Origin of the sequence: Sneathiella sp. (assembly GCF_029233945.1) — a bacterium.
Classification (GTDB): domain Bacteria; phylum Pseudomonadota; class Alphaproteobacteria; order Sneathiellales; family Sneathiellaceae; genus Sneathiella.
This window is the reverse complement of the sequence record NZ_JARGOQ010000050.1, coordinates 1-21,590: the sequence shown is the minus strand read 5'-3', so window position 1 is coordinate 21,590 and position 21,590 is coordinate 1. Positions and strand designations below refer to the sequence as shown.

The window sequence follows — 21,590 nt, the reverse complement described above, 5'->3', positions numbered from 1 at the left end:
TACAACTGCCTCGCGTAGCGGGCCGCAGTCGGTCGGACGAATTTTCTCCATTCTTGAATTTCTAGCCTCTACGGATGCCGGGGCGACATTGTCGCAGTTAGCTGTTTCAGCATCTGCGCCAAAAACAAGCCTCGTCGGCCTCCTCGCCGGCTTGACGGAAGAAGGGTGCCTGCGGCGGGGTGAAGCTGGCCGGTATTACCTTGGGTCACGATTTATTACACTCGCCATGCGAGCGGTTTCAGGTCGGGAATTTCTCAAGTTGGTACATCCTGCTCTCGCTGACCTCGCCCGGGAAACAGGCGAAACCGCAGTGATCGCCGCCCTGAATCATGAAGGCGATATGGTGACGTATCTCGATAAGGTGGAAAGCACAAACTCCATTCGGTATTCCGTCCCCATCGGTGAAAACCGAGAACTTTACTGCACCGTTGGAGGCAAACTTCTTTTAGCTTTCTTTGAGGCCGAGCGGCTTGAGAATTATCTGCGCTCGCATCGTCGCAAGCGCTATACCGAGACCACTCTCACCGGTAAGTCTGAGATCATGGCCGCCCTTAAAAAAATCCGGAGGGAAGGCATCGCCAGAACATCAGATGAACAAATTCAAGGATCCAGCGGTCTGGCCGGACCGATCTACTCAAGTACAGGCGAGGTCATTGCGGCGATATTGATTGCGGGACCATCAGAGCGTATGCGTGCCAATGCCTCCCAGAATGAACAGCTTGTAATTCAGGCAGCGAAAGAATGCACGATGGCGACGGGTGGTGTTTCGATAGATTCTACTTTCTCGACGTGAATGGAATGCCCCAATGAGCAGCCTCCAGCTCGTGCCGGACCAGTAAAATAATAAATATAATAAGGACAAAAAATGAGCTTCGCACTTACACCGGAACAAGAACAGATCAAGGACAGTATTGCGCGGATATGCAAACCATTTGGAGATGACTACTGGCTTCAACGGGATACGGACGGAAAATTCCCAGAGGAGTTCTGTCAGGCAATCGTTGATGAGGGCTTTATGGGAATTGCCATGCCGGAAGAATACGGCGGCAGCGGACTCGGGATCGCGGATGCGGCCGTCATGGCGCAGGCAATTACCGAATCCGGCGCCGCGAACGCCGGGTTTGCCGCCCTAATTATCGGCATTTTTGGTCTCAACCCCGTTGTGGTTTTCGGCACTGAAGAACAGAAGCAGAAATGGCTCCCGCCTATCATCAAACGGGAGGATGTTGCATGTTTTGCGGTTACCGAACCGAACACTGGCCTTGATACGACACGGCTAAAAACCCGCGCCGTCTGGGATGGAAAAGATTATGTTGTCAAGGGCGAGAAGATCTGGACGTCGACAGCCTTGCGCGCGAACAAGATGCTGCTCATCGCCCGAACTAAAAGGGAAGAGGAGATGAAACGGCCGATAGACGGACTCTCCCTTTTCTACACTGATCTTGATCGCGATTATGTCGAAATTCGTCCCATCGATAAAATGGGCCGGAAATGCGTCGATTCCAATCAAATGTTTATCGATGGACTTCGCATTCCCAAAGAACATCTGGTTGGCGAGGAAGGCAAAGGATTTCGATATCTTTTGCATGGGTTGAATGCTGAAAGAATTCTGATAGCCGCCTCCATGGTCGGCCTAGGGCGTGCAGCACTCAAGAAAGCGGCCCAATATGCGCGAGACCGAGTGGTTTTTGGACGTCCTATTGGAATGAACCAGTCAATCCAGCATCCCCTTGCAGAATCCTGGGCGGAACTGGAAGCAGCAAACCTCATGGCATTCCAGGCCGCCAATTTGTATGACGAGGGAAAGGACTGCGGTCTTCAGGCCAATGCGGCAAAATATCTTGCGGCGGAAGCTACCTTCAAATCATGTACAAACGCCGTCATGACCCACGGTGGAATGGGGTATGCCAAGGAATTTCACGTCGAAAGATACTTGCGTGAATCCCTGATACACCGCCTTGCGCCGATCAGTCCGCAGTTAATTCTGAGTTACCTTGCAGAAAATGCGCTGGACCTCCCGAAATCATACTGAAATAGTAACCACGACCCATAACAAAACAATAACAGAGGTTAAAACATGAGCCGAATGAGCAAGGCCTATATTGCGGGTATATACGAGCACCCAACCCGCAAGGCCGTCGACAAGACAATTCCCCAGTTACATGCCGAAGTCGCTATTGGTGCGCTGAAAGACGCGGGCCTGACGAAAGACGATGTTGACGGATATTTCTGTGATGGAGATGCGCCCGGCTTGGGCGGTATGTCAATGGCCGAGTATATGGGGCTAAATATAACCTACACGGACACCACCGAAACGGGCGGATCTTCATATGTTGTCCATGTTGGTCACGCGGTCGAGGCAATCGCCGCCGGTAAATGCAATGTTGCCCTGATCACCCTTGCCGGACGGCCTCGGGCAGAAGGTCTGACGACGCTCGGCGCGCGCGATCGCGGCGGCGAACTGCCGGAGCGTGGCTTCGAGATCCCCTATGCGCCGGTCATAACCAATATGTACGGCATGGCGGCGATGCGCCACATGTATGAATATGGAACGACCAGCGAACAACTCGCCTGGATCAAGGTGGCCGCCTCTCATCATGCGCAACATAACGAGCACGCCCTGTTGCGTGATGTTGTTACAGTAGAAGATGTCGTCAATTCGCCGATGATTTCAGACCCTCTCCACCGTCTTGATTGCTGCGTTATCAGTGATGGGGGTGGCGCGCTGATTGTTGTCAGCCCGGAAATCGCAAAATCCCTCGGGGATCGCTGCGTCAAGGTGCTTGGACATGGTGAGGCAGTGAAGCATTTGAATGGCGGTCGGTTCGACCTGACATATACCGGTGCGGCGAAATCCGGCCCCATCGCCTTTGCCGAAGCCAATCTTAAGCCAGCAGATATGGATTATGCCTCTATCTATGACAGTTTTACAATCACGGTTCTGGAAACGATCGAAGATCTCGGTTTCTGCGAAAAAGGCCAAGGTGGTAAATTCGTGTCCGACGGCAACCTGATTTCCGGTGTCGGCAAGCTCCCCTTCAACACAGATGGCGGCGGCCTGTGCAACAACCATCCGAGCAATCGCGGCGGCATGACCAAGGTTATCGAGGCCGTCCGGCAGTTGCGCGGTGAAGCCCATCCCAAGGTCCAGGTCCCGGACTGCACGCTCGCCCTCGCCCATGGCACAGGCGGACAGATTTCAACACGCACCGGCGCAGGAACAGTAATTTTGGGAAGGAACGACGCATGAGCCCGCAGGAAAGAACATATCAAGACCCCGACATCAATATGGAGACAGAACGTTACTGGGAAGGGTCGAAAAACGGTCAGTTGCTGATGAAAAAATGCAACGCCTGCGGCAAGACCCATTTTTACCCGCGAACTATCTGCCCGGTTTGCTCAAGCAGCGATACGGAGTGGTATGAAGCAAGTGGAAAGGGAAAAATTTACAGCTATTCCATCATGCGCCGGGCGAAAATACCCTACGTCATGGCCTATGTCACCCTTGATGAAGGGGTCACCATGATGACGAACATTGTTGAAAGTGATTTCGACGATGTGAAAATCGGCAAAGCCGTCGAAGTCACATTCCGTGACACCGAAGGGAATCAGTCGCTGCCCGTTTTCCGGCTTTGTAAATAATTTCCAAAGGAATATGCCTATGACTAGGCCTCTCGACGGTGTCAAGGTGATTGACCTGTCCAATATGCTGATGGCCCCCTATACGACCCAGATACTTGGAGATATGGGAGCAGACGTTATAAAAATCGAGGCCCCGGGCGGTGATCCCGTTCGGGGCATCGGCCCTTATCGAAATCCGGGAATGGGCGCCATCTATCTGAATTGTAATAGAAGTAAACGCAGCATACTTCTGGATATCAAGCAACCTGAAGGCCTGACAGCCGCGCTTGATCTGATGCGCGACGCGGATGTTCTGGTTTATAACCGCCGCCCGCAAGTAATGGCCCGGCTTGGCCTGTCGTATGAGGCTGTCGCCAAGGTCAATCCGCGTATAATTTATGCGGGTCTTTTCGGGTACGGACAAGGCGGGCCGTATAAGAAAAAACCCGCCTTTGATGATCTGATCCAGGGCGCGGTTTCCATTCCCTGGTTGTCTCACATGGCCGATGGAAGCAAACCGGTTTATGCCCCCACGGCGATTGTCGATCGTGGCGTCGGCCTATGGGCTGTCGGGCAGATCAATGCCGCGCTTTACTACCAGTGCCGCACCGGCAAGGGTCAGCAAATTGACATGCCGATGTTCGAAATGATGGCAAGCTTTGTCCTTGCGGATCATCTGGCCGGCCATACATTCGACCCTTCGATTGGGCCGCTTGGTTACGACAGGATGATCAATGCGGATCGTCGACCGTATCAGACAAAAGACAGTTATGTCTGCGTAATGGTCTATACGGATCGTCACTGGCGTTCATTTTATCAAGCGCTTGGACGAGAAGCCGATCTTGATGCCGATCCGCGCTTTAAAAGCATGACGACCCGAACAGAGAACATCAAGCAGATTTATGCCGAGCTTTCGGCGCTGATGCTGACACGAACAACCGCCGAATGGCTTAAGCTGTTCGATGATGCCGATATTCCGGCAATGCCGTTGCATACGCCCGCCACGTTGATGGAAGATCCGCATTTGGAGGCGACGAAATTCTTCAAATCTATCGACCATCCGAGTGAAGGGAGATTGCTGGATATGGCAGTTCCGAGCCAGTGGTCCGAAACCCAGCCATCTTCAACCCGACCGGCGCCGCGACTGGGAGAGCATAGTGCGGAAGTATTGGCCGAAATTGGCTACAACGAAGAAAAAATCACGTCCCTATTGCAGAAGGGCGTCACCGCCCTCCCCACAAACTAACCAGATTATATAACAGGAGAAAATAGGAAACATGTCAGGTCTTTATTACGAAGAGTTCAAACCGGGAATGGAATTCAAACACCCGCTGACGAGAACCGTCACGGAAATGGATAACATTATGTTCTGCGCCATGACCCATAATCCACAGCCGCTTCATCTCGATGAAGAATACAGCAAAGGCACGATGTACGGTCAGCGGATTGTCAACAGCCTGTTCACGCTGGGTCTTGTCATTGGCGTAACCGTGGCAGATACCACCTTGGGGACAACGCTTGGAAATCTCGGCATGACGGATATCCGGTTCAAAAACCCGGTTTTTCACGGTGACACCATTCACGTGGTTACCCGCATAAAGGAAATGCGCGAGAGCGCGTCCCGCCCAACCACCGGACTTGTGGTTTTCGAACATATCGGCCTCAACCAGCGCGATGAGGAAATCGCCTATGTCGTGCGGACCGGCCTTATGAAGAAGAAACCAGCATGATAATCCGGTCATGGCTGTTCGTGCCGGGAGATAACGAACGAAAACTCGCCAAGGGCCTTGAAAACCCGGCAGATGCCCTCATTCTGGATCTTGAAGATTCCGTTTCCGATGACCGCCAGGAAATTGGGCGAAAAATGGTCTGCGACTATCTGAAAGCCAACACAGACCGGTCACGTCAGCAGCTCTGGGTGCGGATCAATCCTCTTGATAATCCGCTGTCCCTGCCCGACCTGACGGCCGTCATGCCGGGCAAGCCCAATGGCATTGTCCTCCCCAAGGTATATTCGGCGCAAGAAGTGAATACGCTTGATAAATACCTGTCGGTTTTGGAAGTCCGTGAGGGTATCGAGCAAGGCTCCACGAAAATACTGTGCGTCGCCACGGAAACAGCCGCGTCGCTTCTGACGTTCCATACCTACCTTGATAACGTCAGTAACCGATTGGTCGGGATGACATGGGGTGGCGAGGATCTCGCTGCTGCACTCGGCGCCAGCGACAATCGCAATCCGGTAACCGGCGAGTATGACGACCCGTTCCTGCTCGCAAAATCCCTTTGTCTGGCCACCGCGCGTGCCATTAATGTCCAGCCGGTCGGGGTTGTCTTTGTTGATTACCGTGCCCTCGATGCGTTGAAGGCGGACTGCCTGCGGGATCGCCGATCCGGGTTCATAGGCAAGATCGCCATTCATCCGGCGCAATCGGCAATCATCAACGAAGCCTTCACGCCATCAGAGGAAGACGTCGCCTACGCCCAAAAGGTCATCGATGTTTTCGAGCAGAACCCGGGGCTTGGCACCATTGGCCTCGATGGAAAAATGCTGGATATGCCGCATCTGAAGCAGGCGAGAAACGTGATGGCCCTGGCAGAGCAAATCAGAGCACGGGGCTAGAAAATTAAGGGGCGACATCAGGGGAAAACCTGTGTCGCCTCTGACTTTTATGGGCATTTATAAGCCCGATCTCATCGTAATTCACCGCAGTTACGTAGATAGTTAAAGGAAATTACAAGAAAATGGCAGGCGCATTAGACGGTATACGGGTGGTTGAACTAACCACTGTGATTCTAGGTCCCTGGGCAACACAAATGCTCGGCGATATGGGGGCGGAGGTGATCAAGGTGGAAACACCGGCTGGCGATACGACACGCCATTCCGGACCAAAAAAAAATGTGGGAATGGGGTCCCTATATCTCGCGACCAACCGCAACAAGCGCAGCATTGTTCTGGATTTAACCAAGCCGTCTGGGCTTGATGCATTGTTCAAAGTAATAAAAACTGCCGACGTCTTCGTACATAACCTGCGCCCGAAAGTTGCGAAAAAACTCGGTCTGGAATATGACAAATTCAAAGACGATTTTCCCGATCTGATTTACTGTGCGGCCTATGGATTCAGGGCTGGCGGACCGATGGAGGACAAGCCCGCCTATGATGACATCATTCAGGCGGCTTCAGGGCTTGCCGATCTTTTGACGATTACCTCTGATCAGCCGAGATATGTGCCGACGATTATTGCTGACAAGGCATCATCCCTTAATCTCGTATCAGCAATATTAGCGGGTCTTTTGGGGCGCGAGCGAGGCAATGGCGGACAGGCGATCGAGGTTCCTATGTTCGAGGCATTGGTCGATTTCGTTATGGTCGAGCATCTATATGGTGCCTGCTTCGAACCGCCCATCGCCAAGATGGGATACGAACGCCTGTTGAACACAATGCGCAAGCCCTATGCGACCACGGATGGATATCTCGCGGTTCTGCCCTATACTGATCGCAACTGGCAGGATCTCTTTGACATCGTCGGACGGGACGATCTCAAGAAGGATCCAAGATTTGAAAGCCTTGCCACCCGCGTCGCACATTCTCAGGAAATATATGGCCTGCTCGCCGATATTATCGCTACACGTTCCTCCGCCGAATGGCAACGTGATCTCGACACCCTGAATATTCCCGTGCAAACGGTCATGACGAAGGAAATGTTGCTGGAAGACGAGCAGTTAAAGGCGACGGGCTTCTGGCGGTTTGAAGAACATCCAACCGAAGGAACATTACGCATGGTCGACCCACCTGTCCGGTTTTCAAAAACACCGTCAACCATTCGCAGCATGCCGCCGCACCTCGGAGAGCAAAGCGCTGAAATTCTTAGTGAAGCTGGTTATTCAGAGGTGGAAATAAGCCAATTCATAACAGATAAAGTCACCCAACAACCCTAAGTGGTCGCGCCGAGGACAAACTGCATTTCGGGAGTTTAGAGATGGAAAATTTCAAGAATATTATTTTCGATATCGACGATAAGGTGGCAACACTGACATTGAACAGGCCGGAGGCGTTAAATGCAATGACCTTCGACCTGATGTATGAAATCCAGGACGCCTTAAAAATCATCGAAGAGAACCGGGATATACGCGCCCTCATCCTCACGGGCGCCGGGCGCGGCTTTTGTGCGGGTCAGGATCTTCGCAACCGCCCACCGGAGGGAAGCGATATCGTCGAACTCTATACTGGTTGTTATTTCGATGCCATCAACGCTATCCGCACTTGCCGAGTACCGGTCATAACGGCAGTCAACGGCGCGGCCGCCGGGGGTGGATTCTCTCTTGCCCTTGCCGGCGATATTCTGATTGCCGGTAAGTCAGCAAAATTCATTCAGGTATTCAGTCGTATCGGTCTCAGCCCGGATCTCGGCTCGACATTTCTGTTGCCGCAGGCCATCGGCCGGGCACGGGCATTGAGAATGATGATGACCAATGAGCCCGTCTCCGCTGATCAAGCATTTGATTGGGGTCTTGTCAGCGATGTTTACGAAGATGACAAACTGATGGACGAAGCAAAGGCCCTGGCCACAAAGCTGGCGAGCGGACCTACCTATGCGCTTGCCATGACCCGCAGGACAGTTGATGAAAGCGCCCACAACGATTTCAAGACCCAGTTTCGCCGAGAACTTGAAGTGAACGCCGATTTACGTGAGCGATATGATTCAAAAGAAGGGGTCGCGGCATTTCTTGAAAAACGCACGGCAGTATTTAAAGGGGAGTGAATTTTAGCATTGTCATCTGTGGGCGCCTCCTAGATGACAATGCCTTCCGAACCGGCTTTCGCATCTGATTATATAATGGCGTGACCATCCAAACTGATTGATCAAGTGATATCGATCTCCCAACACCTGAATTAAAAATGGGGGAAATCTGATATGGCGGCGCTCGTCATCATCTATCTTGATAGTGGAAAATGACAAACAGAATAATGATTAGGGGTCGGGGAAAATTTTGGCGGCGCAGCTCTCGTGCATAAATCATTGCCATTCGGGCACCGCCCGTAGAAGCGGCAGGCATCTGGATCCGGATCAACGGGACTGAGCGGATCCCCCTCCAGGCGAAATTTGGACGCATCGTCTTTATTATGACCGGGGATGGCCGCCGTTAGAGCCTGTGTATAGGGATGCAACGGCTTGGTAAAAATTTCTTCGGCGGGGCCTTCCTCTATAATCTGTCCCAGATACATGACAATTACGCGGTCGCAGAGCAACCGCACGACATTGAGATCATGGGAGACGAACAGGTAGCTCATCCCAAGTTCCTGTTTCAGCCGGACCAGAAGTTTCAGGACCACTGCCTGAACAGAGACATCCAGCGCAGACGTCGGCTCGTCGAGGATAAGCAGTTTGGGTGAGAGCGCGATGGCACGGGCGATGTTCACCCGCGCCTTTTGCCCTCCGGAAAGCTGATGCGGAAACCTGCCGAGCAATTGCAAGGGAAGGTCGACCTGCGTCGCAACAGCCTCAACACGCGCCCGCAGTTCCGTCTTCTTCGAAAGGCCCGCCAAGCGGCGAAGCGGTTCGGCTATCGTATCGAAGGCAGTAAAGCGCGGGTTCAGGCTTTCATGCGGGTCCTGAAACACAATCTGCAGCTCACTTCGTTCCGGCTCGGCGTGAAATTGTTTTGCGGGCACAGAGCCGATATCCTTGCCGGCAAATTCGATTGTTCCGCTTGTGCTGTCGGAAAGCCTCGCCAACATGGACACCAATGTTGACTTCCCGCAGCCAGATTCTCCGACAAGGCCCAAGCTCTCTCCTTTGGAAATCATGAAATTTACGCCATCAACAGCATGAAGCATTTGTGCTTCTTTCGGTGCATTGGTGAACCGGTTTCGTATCCACGACACTAAGGCATTGTCGGAAAGGCCATTGCCGCCCAGCGCATAGTATTTTTTGAGATCAGATACCTCCAGCAATGCAGTCATAGCGGCCTCTGACAATTGACGAAATGATCGGGCGATACCTCTTTGGCAATCAGGGCGGATGAGTCGCAAATGGCCTCATGCCTTTCGCATCGTCCCGAAAAGCGGCACGGAGGAAGCTCTCCGCGCAGGTCCGGCAACCCGCCGGGAATTGATGCAATGTCGTCCAGGCTGCCGCCCCCGTTTGGCGTGGCTTTCATGAGCTTGGCCGTGTAGGGATGACGAGGCGATAAGAACAGATCACGAGAAGTGCCGCTTTCGACAACATGCCCCGCATGCATGACGATGATCCTATCGCAATAGTCGGCTGCCATTGCCAGATCATGGGTAATCAAAACCGTCGCCATATTCCGTTCGCGCGATAAATCGCGGATCAAGTCCATAATTGCCGCTTGCGTCGTGACATCAAGTCCCGTCGTCGGCTCATCCGCGATCAGCAGTTCCGGGCTGCAGGCCAGTGCCATCGCGATCATGATCCGTTGGCACATTCCACCTGACATTTCGAAGGGATAGGCATCGAAGCGGCGGTCGGGATCGGGAATGCGCACTGTTTTCAGCGCCTTAATCACCATTTCGCGCAAATTCTGGCGGTTCGCCATATTATGGCGGTGCAGCACATCACCAATCTGTTTGCCAACGGTACGGATCGGATTGAGCGAGGTGCGGGGGCTTTGAAAAATCATCGAGGCCTGTTGTCCGCGCATCGTCTGCAACACCGCTTCGCTTGCGCCCAGGACATCCAGCCCGCCCAGCGAAATCGAACCAGCCGTGACATGGCCGGCGGGATCGAGAATTCCCATGGCTGTGAGGGCGGAAACAGATTTACCCGATCCGCTTTCACCAACGATACCGACGATCTCGCCCCGTAAAACCTCCAGAGAAACATTTTCGAGCGCCTTTACAACGCCGCTTCTGGTCCTGAATTCAACGGACAGGTTTTTGATATCAAGAAGAGGAAAAGCATCAGGCATTCGTTTCTCTTTCATGTCCGCCGCCTTGGATCGATAAGGTCACGCAGCCCGTCGCCCAGCAAGTTGAAGGTAAACACCGCGAGCATCAACGCGAGCCCTGGGAAAATTGCCAGCCACCATTCGCCGGAAACGATATAGCCAGCACCTTCCGCAACCATAATTCCCCATTCTGCAGTCGGTGGCCGAACACCGAGCCCGATAAAGGATAGCCCGGCCGCATTGAGGATCGCCCAGCCCATGTTCAGCGATACCTGCACCATCAACGGCGGTAGGGTATTCGGATAAATTTGCGTTGCAAGCAGACGAAGCGACGAATTTCCAGCGAGACGCGCCGCCAGCACAAAATCCGCAGAGCGGCGGATATTGACCTCTGTGCGGGACATCCTGGCATAGAACGGTAAATTTATGATGGCAGTAGCATAAACGATATTTTCAACGCTATTGCCAAGAGCCGCGACGATCCCCATGGCCAGCACGAAGAGGGGAAAGGCCATGATCGTATCCGTGATTCGACCGACGATACGGTCTGCCCATCCCCCAAAGAAACCGGCAAGAGACCCCAAAACGCTCCCGAAGATGAAGGAAATTGCGACCGCTGACACGGCAATGGCAAGATCAAGGCGTGTGGCGACGACGATCCGGCTGAAAACGTCTCGGCCAAGCTGATCAGTGCCAAACCAATGCTCCCACGAAGGCGGCTTCAGGCTTTGCGACGCGCTGCTCGCCATCGGATCATAGGGAACGATAGACGGGCCGATAAAAGCCGCGATAACCAGCAGCACGAACATGGTTCCCGCAATCAGTGTCACCGGATTTTCAGTCAGTACATAGCGAAGGTGCTTGAAAAATTCTGACATCGTGGCGCCTCAGCTTTCCAGTCCAACACGTGGATCCACCAGCGTATAGACGATATCGATCGTCAGGTTGAGCAGAACATAAAGAATTGCCATTGCCAGAACAAACCCCTGCACCGCCGCATAGTCGGACACGATCAGCGCTTCAATGGCGAAAGATCCAATTCCCGGCCAGGCGAAGACTTTTTCCACCAGAACATTCGATCCCAGCATGAATGAAAACACCATCCCCAAAGTTGTGAGGATGGGAAGCAACGCATTCCGGAACGCATAGCTATACAGGACCGTCGAGCGCTTGAGGCCGGAGGCGCGCGCCGTTCGGATAAAATCCGAGGACAACACCTGTAGCATGGCGCCGCGGGTCATGCGGGCGAGCGGCGCAAGAGTAAATATGCCGAGTGTAATCGCCGGAAGTATCAATTGCCTGAACGCCGCACCGAAGGTCTCAAAGTCGCCATCGAGCAAGGCATCGATTGTGTAGAAACCCGTCACTGTCGGTGGAGACAGATAAATGATATCCAACCGCCCCAGCGGCGCCGGAGCAATGCCGAGTATGTAATAGAACAGATAAACCATAAACAGGCCCGTAAAAAAAACGGGCAGGGAAACACCGGCGGTCACCACAAGCCGGCAAAGCTGATCAACCCAGCTGTTGGGCCGGGTCGCCGCCGCTATTCCAAGAGGAAGGGCGACCCCAACGGAAAAAATCAAAGCCAGAAATGTAAGTTCCAGGGAGGCCGGCAGCCGTCTGATCAGTTCTTCCTTGACCGACAACCCCGTACTAACCGACACGCCAAGGTCTCCGGTGGCAAGGCTGGTCGCGTAAATCCAGAACTGTTCGAGCCAGCCCTTATCCAGGCCGAGAGACACCCTGACTTCCTGTATGGATTTTTCAGTCGCTGCGGGTCCTGCAAAATAAACCGCAGGATCACCCGGCAAGGCGCGGGTCAGGATGAACGTAACAATGATAATCCCGATTATCGATGGGATAGCCTGCATAAGGCGCCCGAAGATTATGCGCAGCTTATCATTGCGGTTCATATTTCCAACCCACGGCCTTGACGTTTTAAGACAATTATTTCTATGCGCTCACTTTTCCGAATGAGCGGCAATCCAATTGGCGATGGGCATAATATTCGTAGCCCGTCACATTTTTCTGCATCGCGACATCGAGATAAGGCTGATATACGGGGATTAACGGCACATCTTCAAAGAAGATGCTCAGCAGCTTCTTTATATTCGGTTCGTATTGCGGATCATCCACTTCCATATTCAAAGTAATGTCCGTAATTTTTTCCACTTCCGGATTGGAATAATTCATCGAGTTAAACAGCCGGTCTTTCTGGTAAACCCAGAAGGAGTAATAGTCTGGATAATTCAGCCAGCCACCAAAATCCTTGATATGCATCGGCAGCTTCTTTTCGACCAATGCCGCTGTCCGCCAGTTCGCCCCGGGAATTTTTTCCAGAGTGGCCTTGATTCCAACTTTCTCTAGGCTCTCCTGTAACAGCAAGCACATAGGTTCCGACCATTGCGCGAGACCAAGATTGAAGGACAAAGGCACTTCAAAACCGTTCTCATAACCGGCTTCCTTCAACAGGGCCTTCGCCTTGTCGTAATCCGTATCATAAGGGAAGGGTTGCGGCCATTCAATTGTCGCCGGTGTCAGTGACTTGCCGCCCCACATCGGAATTCCACGCTCAAACGCCGCCTGCTTGAAAATCTGGTCGTAGGGCACTGAGTAAGCAACCGCCTGGCGGACCAGTTTATTGGCGAAAGGCTCAAAATTCAGATTCAGGCCAATGGAAATCATGGAATTTTCGATTGGCACACCGGTGATTGTATATTTGCCGGAGGCGTTTAATTCCGCAAAATCCTTTGGCGGCATTTCGAGGGAAACATCTGCATCCCCTTTTTCCAGCAGCGCGCGGCGCGTCGATGCCGAGGGAATCTCACGAATGATCACGCGCGATATTCCGGGCAACACACCGTTCTTCCATTCATCGAATCGCTTATAAACAACCTGCTGGCCCGGGTCCCAGCGTTCCAGCATAAAGGCACCGCTTCCGGCAGGGGTACGGTGCAGATATTCGGTCGCCCAGGGATCGTCGGCTGTCGCGTTCTTTTTCGCCAGCTCAGAGTTGAAAATAATCGGCACCGGAACGCCCAGATCAGGCAGTGTCAACTTGCTCGGGCGCAGCAGCTTGATGACAAAAGTATCCGCATCGAGAGCTTCGAACTGTTCGGGCTTTTCAAGCGCGCCGGCCTTCATCTGCACCGTCGGGAATCCACCGAGGCTGACGGCTCTGTCAAACGACCATTTTACGTCATAGGCGGTAATGGGGGCGCCGTCCCAGAAGGTCGCCCCTTTCCGCATCTTGAAGGTGATCGTCTTTCCGTCCGGCGATACGACCCATGATTCCGCCGCCTCCGGTTCCAGTTTCGAATAGTCATACATCAAGGAGCCGTTGGCCAGCGTCTTCGTCGAATATCCCACCAACCGGTCATACAGATTGACAGCGATCTGGTAACTTGGCCGGTTTGTGCCTTTGCGCTGAATATCCATACTGTTGGGACCGTTCCCGCTCACAACAACGAGAGTATCGTCCCGTCCCGCCGCTTCTGCTGGCAAAAATCTTAGAAAGGGAATTACGGCGGCGCTGCTCGCGGCGCCCATTGTCTTGAGAAAATCTCTTCTGCGCATGGCTCGTCTCCTTGATAGAACAATTCACGTCACTTGGTGAAGCTCAAAGCCTTTTCCCGGCCTGAGCAGATGTAATTGGCAGTGCGTGGCTTATGGAAATCACGCTTTGACCTGCCGAAACTTGAGGTCATTCATTCTAACTGTCTGGGGGAACAGAACTGTATGCGACCATTACTCATGAAGTAGTACAACAGGATAAAGCGCTGCAGTATGCTGCTATTTTTCTTCACCGATGCTGCAAAAAATGCATCAGATTAATATACCAAAAGATAAATGCAGGGAAATAAGCTGCTTTATTCGTAGCGGAGCTGAAGCGCCTTGGTTATTTGATCGGCAAAACGCGCAACTGCTACCGGTAAGGTGCGGCCGCGGAGCTGGCCAATATAAATCAGTCCGGCGGGAACATCCCGAAGGTCGATAGGGCGCACGACGGATCCTTTTGGGATATCTTCCACCGACAGACCAATCGGGATCTGGAACGATATGACACCTTCGGCCAGCGTATGATTCCGCAGGAATTCAAAGCTGTCCGATTCAATGACGGGGTCCAGGACAATAGGCGAATCCACCAGAGCCAGCTCCATCAGGTACCGCACGCCATAGGGACTGGTCGGCAAGGCGATCGGATACCGGAGACAATCCCGCAGCCGCAATGTTTCATGACTCGCCAGAGGGTGACTATCCGACATCACCCCATAGACCTGCTGACGGACGGTGAGGATTGTCTGAAATTCTGCCAGCCTTACAGGCTCGAACACCAGCGCGAGATCCGCCGTATGATCGACGAGCGCCTGCTCGGCAGCAGCCCTGTCACGTAAGTAAACGCCGAAGGTCACCGCCGGATGCTCTTTTCTGTAGATGGCGATTTGCTGCGGAAGAAAATAGGGAAGCAAAGCCTGGCTGCAGGCAATCGACACATGCCCCCGCCGGATGCCCGAGAGATCGGCGATCTGCGATTTGACCCGTTCCATGTCCGAGAGCTGATTGCGAATATGATGAACAAGGATTTCCCCAGCACTATTGAGCCGCACGCCGCGCGGCAGCCGCTCAAATATGGGAACGCCGAGTTCCTCCTCTATGGCAAGGATGCGGCGATTTAAAGCCGTGGACGTAATCGCTAGAACCTCCGCCGCCTTCCGGATCGAACCGATGCGGGCGACGGTATCGATGTAACGTATGGTAGTCAGATGCTTCATAACTAGGCCCCGAACGGCTACTGCTGCATTTTTTGCAGCATCTTGATGAAAATATAGCAGAAGACAGATACGCTCGCACCTGCAAAATTTGATTCAATAGAGATGAAATTTCAGGGGAATTTCCATGAGCATCAATTACAAAACCTCCCGCCGCAATCTTCTAAAATCAACCGCCGGACTTGCGGGACTCGCCGCCATGAGTTCAATCATTCCTGGAAAGCGCGCCTTTGCCGCCGACCTCACCGTAGGGTTTGTCTATGTCGGCGCCAAGGACGATTACGGATATAACCAGGCCCATGCAGAAGGTGCCGCCGCCGTCAAAGAAATCGAGGGCGTCACCGTTGTCGAAGAGGAGAATGTTCCGGAAGACGTCAGCGTTCAGAAAACCATGGAATCGATGATCAATTTTGACGGGGCATCGCTTATCTTCCCGACTTCTTTTGGTTACTTCGATCCACATATTCTCACCATGGCCAAGAAATACCCGGATGTCCGTTTCGAGCATGCGGGCGGCATGTGGCAGGCGGACAAGCATCCCATGAATGTCGGATCGTATTTCGGTTATATCGGCATGGGGCAGTATCTGAACGGTATCACTGCGGGCCATGCAACAAAAACCAAGAAGATCGGATTTGTTGCCGCGAAGCCGATCCCGCAAGTTCTTCTTAATATCAACTCCTTCCTGCTGGGGGCACGAGCTGTTGACCCGACGATTACCTGCCAGGTCATTTTCACCGGCGAATGGTCCCTCGCCGTCAAGGAGGCGGAAGCGACCAATGCGCTTGCGGATCAGGGTGCCGACGTCATTACCTGCCATGTCGATGGACCGAAGGTGGTCATGGAAACAGCAGCCGGACGCGGAGCCTACATCTGCGGCTATCACGCGAACCAGAGCTCGCTGGCACCCGATAAGTATCTAACCGGCGCAGAATGGAACTGGGCGAAGGTTTATACGGATATGGTGAATACAATGAAAGGCGGCGGGACCATTGATAACTTTATCCGCGGCGGCCTGAAGGAAGGCTTTATCAAGATGAGCCCCCTCGGCCCTGCCGTATCCGATGCTGGACGCCAGCAGTTTGAGGAGACGCAAGCCGAAATCCTCAAGGGCGGGTTCGCCGTTATCAAGGGCCCGTTGAATGACAACAAAGGAAATGTCATCGCGACAGCCGGTCAATCCTTTGTCGAAACGGACGTCGCATTGGAAAGCATGAACTATCTGGTTGAAGGCGTCGTCGGGTCTACCAGCTAAACAGGAAAAACAATGATGGAGCAATCATTGGCTCAGGTACCTGCGATAGCCGCACCCGGTTCCCTTTCCAAAGCAGTCCGTCGGCTGGAGGGGGTGGTTATTCCGATCGCCGCCCTTCTGGCCGGACTGCTGGCCTTCAGCCTGTTTTTGCTCGTCGTCGGTAAATCGCCGATCGATTTCTACCAACTGATTTATAAAGCGGGATTCGGCACCAGCTTTTCATGGCAAAACACATTGTCCCGCGCCGCGCCGCTGCTGCTCGCGGCACTCTGCGTTGCCCTGCCTGCGCGACTGGGACTGGTCATTATCGGCGGCGAAGGGGCAATCGTTCTGGGAGGTGTTGCTACAGGAGCTATTGCGTCCCTCTTGGTAAATGTCCCTGCCCTTCTGGCGATACCGATGATGATGATCGCCGGCGCCATTGCAGGCGCCCTATGGATTGGCGCAGTTGGCGCCATGCGGCATTACCGCGGCGTCAACGAAACAATTGCAAGCCTGCTGATGGCCTATATCGCCATCGCCATCATGAACCAGCTCGTCGAAGGCCCGCTGCGCGATCCGGCCAGCCTGAACAAGCCATCAACGCTGCCGCTTGCCGAACATTTGCGTATCGGCAGTTTGCCGGGAATGGACGTGCATTGGGGACTCGCCGCCGGGATCATCGCCTGTGTCTTTTCCTGGATACTCATCGAGAAGACAAGTTGGGGGTTCGCCGCGCGGATCGCTGGCGGAAATGTACGTGCGGCGCAAATACAAGGGCTTCCCGTCGGCATCCTTATTGTCGGCTTTACAGCACTTGGCGGTGCATTCGGCGGCTTGGCTGGTATGTTCGAGGTTTCGGCGGTTCAGGGAACGGCCAATGCCTCGATTGCCGCCGGGTTTGGCTATACCGGCATTCTGGTCGCCTTTCTCGCGCGGCAAAACCCACTGGCAATTATTCCTGTCGCGATCCTTCTCGGCGGTATCGAGGCGTCCAGCGGCCTGATTCAACGGCGCATGGATTTGCCCGATGCAACCGTTCTGGTCATGCAGGGATTTATCTTTCTTGCCATCCTGATCAGCGAAACTTTCTACGGACAATTCCGGATTTTCAATCCGGATAGGTGGAGGTCGTAATGGGCGGAGATATTGGTCTGTGGGGTGTTCCCCTTGCGATTCTCGGCGGCGCCATCCGCGTCTCCACCCCATTTCTTTTCGTCAGCCTGGGTGAATGTCTGACGGAGCGGTCTGGTCGTATCAATCTGGGGTTGGAAGGAACGCTCGTGTTCGGCGCGATGTCAGCTTATGCGGTCGCCTATGAAACCGGTTCTCCCTGGATGGGTGTACTGGCTGCAATGATCGCGGGCTCAGCCTTCGGCCTCCTGCACGGCTGGATTTGCAGCCTTCCGAAAGTCAATGATATCGCCATCGGCATTGCGCTGATGTTGTTCGGGATGGGCCTTGCTTTCTTTTTCGGCAAGTCTTTTATCCAGCCCGTTGCGCCGGATTTGCCTGCAATCAATTTCGGCTTCTGGTCGGATTATACGCAGGTACAGGCTGCGCTAAAGGTGAATATCCTGTTCCTGATCGGCATCGCTGCGTCTCTCGGGCTATGGTGGATGTTCCGCAATACGAAAATCGGTCTGATCATTCGCGTTGTTGGCGACAGCACGGACGCCGCCCGCGCCATGGGTCTGCGCCCGAACCTGGTCAGACTATTATCAACAGCAGCCGGTGGGGCGCTTGCCGGTGTCGGCGGCGCCTATCTATCCCTCTATTATCCGGGAAGCTGGAACGAGGGCATCTCGTCCGGGCAAGGGCTGATGGCAGTAGCGCTCGTGATCTTCGCTCGCTGGAACCCGATTTACTGTTTCTGGGCGGCACTTCTTTTCGGCGGAGCGGGCGCGTTGGGACCGGCGCTGCAATCGGTCGGCGTAACACAAGGCTATTACCTTTTCTACGCAGCACCCTACGTCCTGACGCTGGCCGTTATGATTCTCACAAGCTCCGCGTCAAAGACCATGACCGGCGCACCTGCTGAACTGAGTATTACAAAATAGAGGCCCCTATGAACAAACATACGAAAAATGCGGGATCCATATTGGAGAGTTTCATAGAAGCAGATCCCTATCCCTGGCCCTATAACGGCGACCTGAAGCCTGAAAATACGGCTCTCATTATTATCGACATGCAGACCGACTTCTGTGGAGTTGGCGGATATGTTGACCAGATGGGATATGACCTCAGTCTGACAAGGGCACCGATTGAGCCCATCTCCAATGTCCTGACTGCCATGCGCGCCAAGGGGTATCATATTTTCCACACCCGCGAAGGCCACAGACCTGACCTTGCCGACCTGCCGTCAAACAAACGCTGGCGCTCTCGGCAAATCGGGGCCGGTATTGGCGATCCCGGTCCTTGCGGCAAAATACTTGTCCGCGGCGAACCCGGCTGGGAAATCATCGACGAACTGGCGCCGCTACCCGAGGAGGCGATTATTGACAAGCCCGGCAAGGGATCATTTTGCGCAACGGACCTTGAATTGATGCTGCGGGTGCGCGGGATCGAGAATATCGTGCTGACCGGTATTACAACCGATGTTTGCGTCCATACGACGATGCGCGAAGCCAATGACAGGGGCTTCGAATGCCTGCTGCTTGAAGATTGCTGCGCAGCCACCGATCCCGGCAACCACGCTGCCGCCGTCAAAATGGTCAAGATGCAGGGCGGTGTATTCGGCACGGTTTCCAATAGCGCAACATTCGTGAGTCAATTGCCATGACGAACGACACCTCAAAAGCGAGCGGCGCAATCGGCATTGAGACAGTCGGCATGACGATGCAGTTCGGTAATTTCACGGCGCTCGATGATGTATCGATCAAGGTGACGCCCGGCAGCTTCCACGCCCTGCTTGGCGAAAACGGGGCCGGAAAATCGACCCTGGTCAAATGTATCATGGGATTTTATCACGCCACCAAGGGCCAGCTCATGGTCGATGACCGTGAAGTCGAGGTCCCCGACCCGCGCGCGGCCCATGCTCTCGGACTCGGGATGGTCTATCAGCATTTCACCCTTGTCCCTTCGCTGACAGCGGCGGAGAACCTCGTCATCAGCCGCGACGACGCACCTGCAGTCATTGACTGGCGGAAAGAGCGCGAAGACCTAGCGGCCTTTCTGGACACCATGCCCTTCAAGGTCCCGCTCGATCGGCCGGTGATGAGCCTCGCAGCAGGCGAAAAGCAGAAACTGGAAATCCTGAAGCAACTTTATCTCGGTCGACGTTTCCTGATCCTGGACGAGCCAACCTCGGTTCTCACACCCGCCGAGGCGGATGAAGTTCTTGGGCTCGTGCGTAATCTGTGCCGGGCCGGTAAAATCAGTGTCCTGATGATCTCCCACAAATTCAGGGAAGTCACAACATTCGCAGATGAAGTCTCCATATTACGCCGGGGGGCCATGGTTGGCGGCGAAAAAGTCAGCGACCTCTCGACTGATGAAATGGCGGCAATGATGGTTGGCGCAGAGCTTCCGGAACGAAATTCCGACCGAACGGGCGAGCTCGGCAAAACGATCCTGTCTATTTCGGATATCCGCGCCATCGACCGGTCAGGCCTGAAGCCGATCGAAATTGACGCGCTCAATGTATGTGCGGGTGAAATCGTCGGCATTGCCGGTATCTCCGGCAATGGCCAAATGGAATTGATGGAGATCCTCAGCGGTCAACGGGAATATTCGGAAGGGTCAATTTCAATAAAAGGGGCATCCTATTCCGCAACGCGCTCCGAGGCGCGGGAACTATGCGTGCGTGTGTTGCCCGAAGAGCCTCTGCGCAATGCTTGTGTCTCCAATATGACGGTCGCCGAAAACATCGGGTTTCGATATTTCGACGTAAAAAATGGCGGGAGCACGCGATTCTGGATCAATGACCGTGAAATCCGAAAGAAGGCGGCCGAACTGGTGTCCGCCTTCAAGGTAAAAACGACGTCATTGGACAGCCTTATCGCCTCCCTCTCCGGCGGCAATGTCCAGCGCGCTGTACTGGCACGCGAACTCACCGGACAGGTCGATCTTCTGGTTATCTCAAACCCCTGTTTCGGCCTCGATTTCTCCGCGGTGGCGGAAATTCGCTCGCGCATTATCATGGCGCGCAATTCCGGATCGGCGGTGTTGCTGATGAGCGAGGATCTGGATGAAATCCTCGAACTTTCCGACCGGATTATTGTGATGTCCGAAGGCCGTTTCGCGTTTGAAACGCCAGCGGCTCAGGCCGAAGTTGGTGAAATCGGCCGCTATATGGCGGGACATCACTGATGAAAACCATACCGGCCCAACCGTTCAGCTTTCCCTTTGACCCACAAACTACTGGCCTGGTGATCATTGACATGCAGCGTGATTTCGTCGGACCCGGCGGTTTTGGGGCCAGTCTCGGCAACGACGTCGAGCGGCTGCAAGCCATCATTCCAACAGTTCAACGCTTGCTGGACGGATTTCGCAAAGCGGGTCTTTCTGTCATCCATACACGAGAATGCCACAAGCCCGATCTTTCCGACCTTCCCCCTGCAAAAAGGCACCGCGGGAACCCGGCTCTTCGGATTGGCGATGCCGGACCCATGGGCCGCATCCTGATCGCCGGAGAGCCGGGTGCCGAAATTATTCCGGAGCTACAACCGGTTGAGGGAGAGTTCGTTATTGATAAACCCGGGAAAGGCGCCTTTTACGCGACAGATTTCGGCGAGATTCTCAAGGCGGAAAATTTACAACACCTTGTTTTTGCCGGCGTCACAACGGAAGTCTGCGTGCAAACGACAATGCGCGAAGCTAACGATCGTGGATATGACTGCCTCCTCGCGACGGATGCAACGGAAAGCTATTTTCCCGAATTCAAACAAGCCGCTGTTGCGATGATTTGTGCGCAAGGCGGCATTGTCGGCTGGACGACCGAAACAGATAGAATATTGGAGGCAATCAGTGACTAAACCCGCCATATTTAGTGATCTCGTTCCGGACGGGTGGAAAGATTATGCTTTTGAACCCTTTCAGCCAGGCGTCGAAAT

Annotated in this window: 21 protein-coding genes; 15 read left to right on the top strand and 6 right to left on the bottom strand. The window is 53.8% G+C overall.

Annotation, left to right across the window (positions count from 1 at the left end; genetic code table 11):
* From P1U71_RS14455 to P1U71_RS14415, 9 genes are all read left to right on the top strand, one after another.
* Positions 1-793, top strand: a 793-nt coding sequence (locus P1U71_RS14455; protein WP_301106327.1) for an IclR family transcriptional regulator, incomplete at its 5' end; no start/stop codon positions are given.
* Between the two features lie 72 nt (positions 794-865).
* Entirely contained in the window at positions 866-2,032 is a 1,167-nt protein-coding gene (locus P1U71_RS14450) for an acyl-CoA dehydrogenase family protein (protein WP_301106326.1), read from the top strand.
* A 45-nt stretch (positions 2,033-2,077) separates the two neighbouring features.
* Complete coding sequence (locus P1U71_RS14445; protein WP_301106325.1) at positions 2,078-3,250, top strand: thiolase domain-containing protein; 1,173 nt, start codon at positions 2,078-2,080, stop codon at positions 3,248-3,250.
* Positions 3,247-3,642, top strand: coding sequence for a Zn-ribbon domain-containing OB-fold protein (locus P1U71_RS14440; RefSeq protein ID WP_301106324.1), 396 nt, complete (start codon positions 3,247-3,249; stop codon positions 3,640-3,642). Before P1U71_RS14445 ends, P1U71_RS14440 begins: the two co-directional genes overlap by 4 nt.
* Before the next feature lie 19 nt (positions 3,643-3,661).
* A complete protein-coding gene (locus tag P1U71_RS14435; RefSeq protein WP_301106323.1) occupies positions 3,662-4,867 on the top strand; it encodes a CaiB/BaiF CoA-transferase family protein in 1,206 nt (401 codons plus the stop codon).
* A 31-nt stretch (positions 4,868-4,898) separates the two neighbouring features.
* Positions 4,899-5,351 (top strand): MaoC family dehydratase, encoded by a 453-nt coding sequence (locus P1U71_RS14430; RefSeq protein WP_301106322.1) that lies wholly within the window; start codon positions 4,899-4,901, stop codon positions 5,349-5,351.
* Entirely contained in the window at positions 5,348-6,241 is an 894-nt protein-coding gene (locus P1U71_RS14425; protein ID WP_301106321.1) for a CoA ester lyase, read from the top strand. Before P1U71_RS14430 ends, P1U71_RS14425 begins: the two co-directional genes overlap by 4 nt.
* 122 nt (positions 6,242-6,363) lie before the next feature.
* A complete protein-coding gene (locus P1U71_RS14420; RefSeq protein WP_301106320.1) occupies positions 6,364-7,557 on the top strand; it encodes a CaiB/BaiF CoA-transferase family protein in 1,194 nt (397 codons plus the stop codon).
* 41 nt (positions 7,558-7,598) lie between these two features.
* Positions 7,599-8,381, top strand: a complete 783-nt coding sequence (locus tag P1U71_RS14415) for an enoyl-CoA hydratase-related protein (RefSeq protein WP_301106319.1) — start codon at positions 7,599-7,601, stop codon at positions 8,379-8,381.
* A gap of 173 nt (positions 8,382-8,554) precedes the next feature.
* Here P1U71_RS14415 and P1U71_RS14410 read toward each other — a convergent pair whose 3' ends face one another.
* The 6 genes from P1U71_RS14410 to P1U71_RS14385 form a co-directional block, all read right to left on the bottom strand.
* Positions 8,555-9,583 carry an ABC transporter ATP-binding protein gene (locus P1U71_RS14410; protein WP_301106318.1) on the bottom strand — a complete coding sequence of 343 codons (1,029 nt, stop codon included), beginning with the start codon at positions 9,581-9,583 and terminating at the stop codon, positions 8,555-8,557.
* Positions 9,580-10,551 carry an ABC transporter ATP-binding protein gene (locus P1U71_RS14405; RefSeq protein WP_301106317.1) on the bottom strand — a complete coding sequence of 324 codons (972 nt, stop codon included), beginning with the start codon at positions 10,549-10,551 and terminating at the stop codon, positions 9,580-9,582. Before P1U71_RS14405 ends, P1U71_RS14410 begins: the two co-directional genes overlap by 4 nt.
* A gap of 11 nt (positions 10,552-10,562) precedes the next feature.
* Positions 10,563-11,408, bottom strand: a complete 846-nt coding sequence (locus P1U71_RS14400) for an ABC transporter permease (protein WP_301106316.1) — start codon at positions 11,406-11,408, stop codon at positions 10,563-10,565.
* Positions 11,409-11,417: 9 nt separating this feature from the next.
* Positions 11,418-12,446, bottom strand: a complete 1,029-nt coding sequence (locus tag P1U71_RS14395; protein WP_301106315.1) for an ABC transporter permease — start codon at positions 12,444-12,446, stop codon at positions 11,418-11,420.
* 40 nt (positions 12,447-12,486) lie between these two features.
* Positions 12,487-14,109, bottom strand: coding sequence for an ABC transporter substrate-binding protein (locus tag P1U71_RS14390; protein WP_301106314.1), 1,623 nt, complete (start codon positions 14,107-14,109; stop codon positions 12,487-12,489).
* A gap of 293 nt (positions 14,110-14,402) precedes the next feature.
* The gene (locus P1U71_RS14385) at positions 14,403-15,305 is read right to left on the bottom strand and encodes a LysR family transcriptional regulator (RefSeq protein WP_301106313.1); all 903 of its coding nucleotides are present in this window, start codon (positions 15,303-15,305) and stop codon (positions 14,403-14,405) included.
* A gap of 124 nt (positions 15,306-15,429) precedes the next feature.
* Here P1U71_RS14385 and P1U71_RS14380 point away from each other — a divergent pair, with 124 nt between their 5' ends.
* Genes P1U71_RS14380 through P1U71_RS14355 form a run of 6 tightly spaced genes read left to right on the top strand, consistent with a single transcriptional unit; the run spans position 15,430 to position 21,512 of the window.
* Complete coding sequence (locus tag P1U71_RS14380) at positions 15,430-16,557, top strand: BMP family ABC transporter substrate-binding protein (protein ID WP_301106312.1); 1,128 nt, start codon at positions 15,430-15,432, stop codon at positions 16,555-16,557.
* Positions 16,558-16,572: 15 nt separating this feature from the next.
* The gene (locus tag P1U71_RS14375; protein ID WP_367281202.1) at positions 16,573-17,673 is read left to right on the top strand and encodes an ABC transporter permease; all 1,101 of its coding nucleotides are present in this window, start codon (positions 16,573-16,575) and stop codon (positions 17,671-17,673) included.
* Positions 17,673-18,596 carry an ABC transporter permease gene (locus P1U71_RS14370; RefSeq protein ID WP_301106310.1) on the top strand — a complete coding sequence of 308 codons (924 nt, stop codon included), beginning with the start codon at positions 17,673-17,675 and terminating at the stop codon, positions 18,594-18,596. Before P1U71_RS14375 ends, P1U71_RS14370 begins: the two co-directional genes overlap by 1 nt.
* Positions 18,597-18,604: 8 nt before the next feature.
* Positions 18,605-19,318: a cysteine hydrolase family protein gene (locus P1U71_RS14365; protein WP_301106309.1), complete on the top strand. Its 714-nt coding sequence runs from the start codon at positions 18,605-18,607 to the stop codon at positions 19,316-19,318.
* The gene (locus tag P1U71_RS14360) at positions 19,315-20,847 is read left to right on the top strand and encodes an ABC transporter ATP-binding protein (RefSeq protein WP_301106308.1); all 1,533 of its coding nucleotides are present in this window, start codon (positions 19,315-19,317) and stop codon (positions 20,845-20,847) included. Before P1U71_RS14365 ends, P1U71_RS14360 begins: the two co-directional genes overlap by 4 nt.
* Positions 20,847-21,512 carry a cysteine hydrolase gene (locus tag P1U71_RS14355; protein WP_301106306.1) on the top strand — a complete coding sequence of 222 codons (666 nt, stop codon included), beginning with the start codon at positions 20,847-20,849 and terminating at the stop codon, positions 21,510-21,512. The genes P1U71_RS14360 and P1U71_RS14355 overlap by 1 nt, the downstream gene beginning before the upstream one ends.
* The last annotated feature ends 78 nt before the right edge of the window (positions 21,513-21,590 follow it).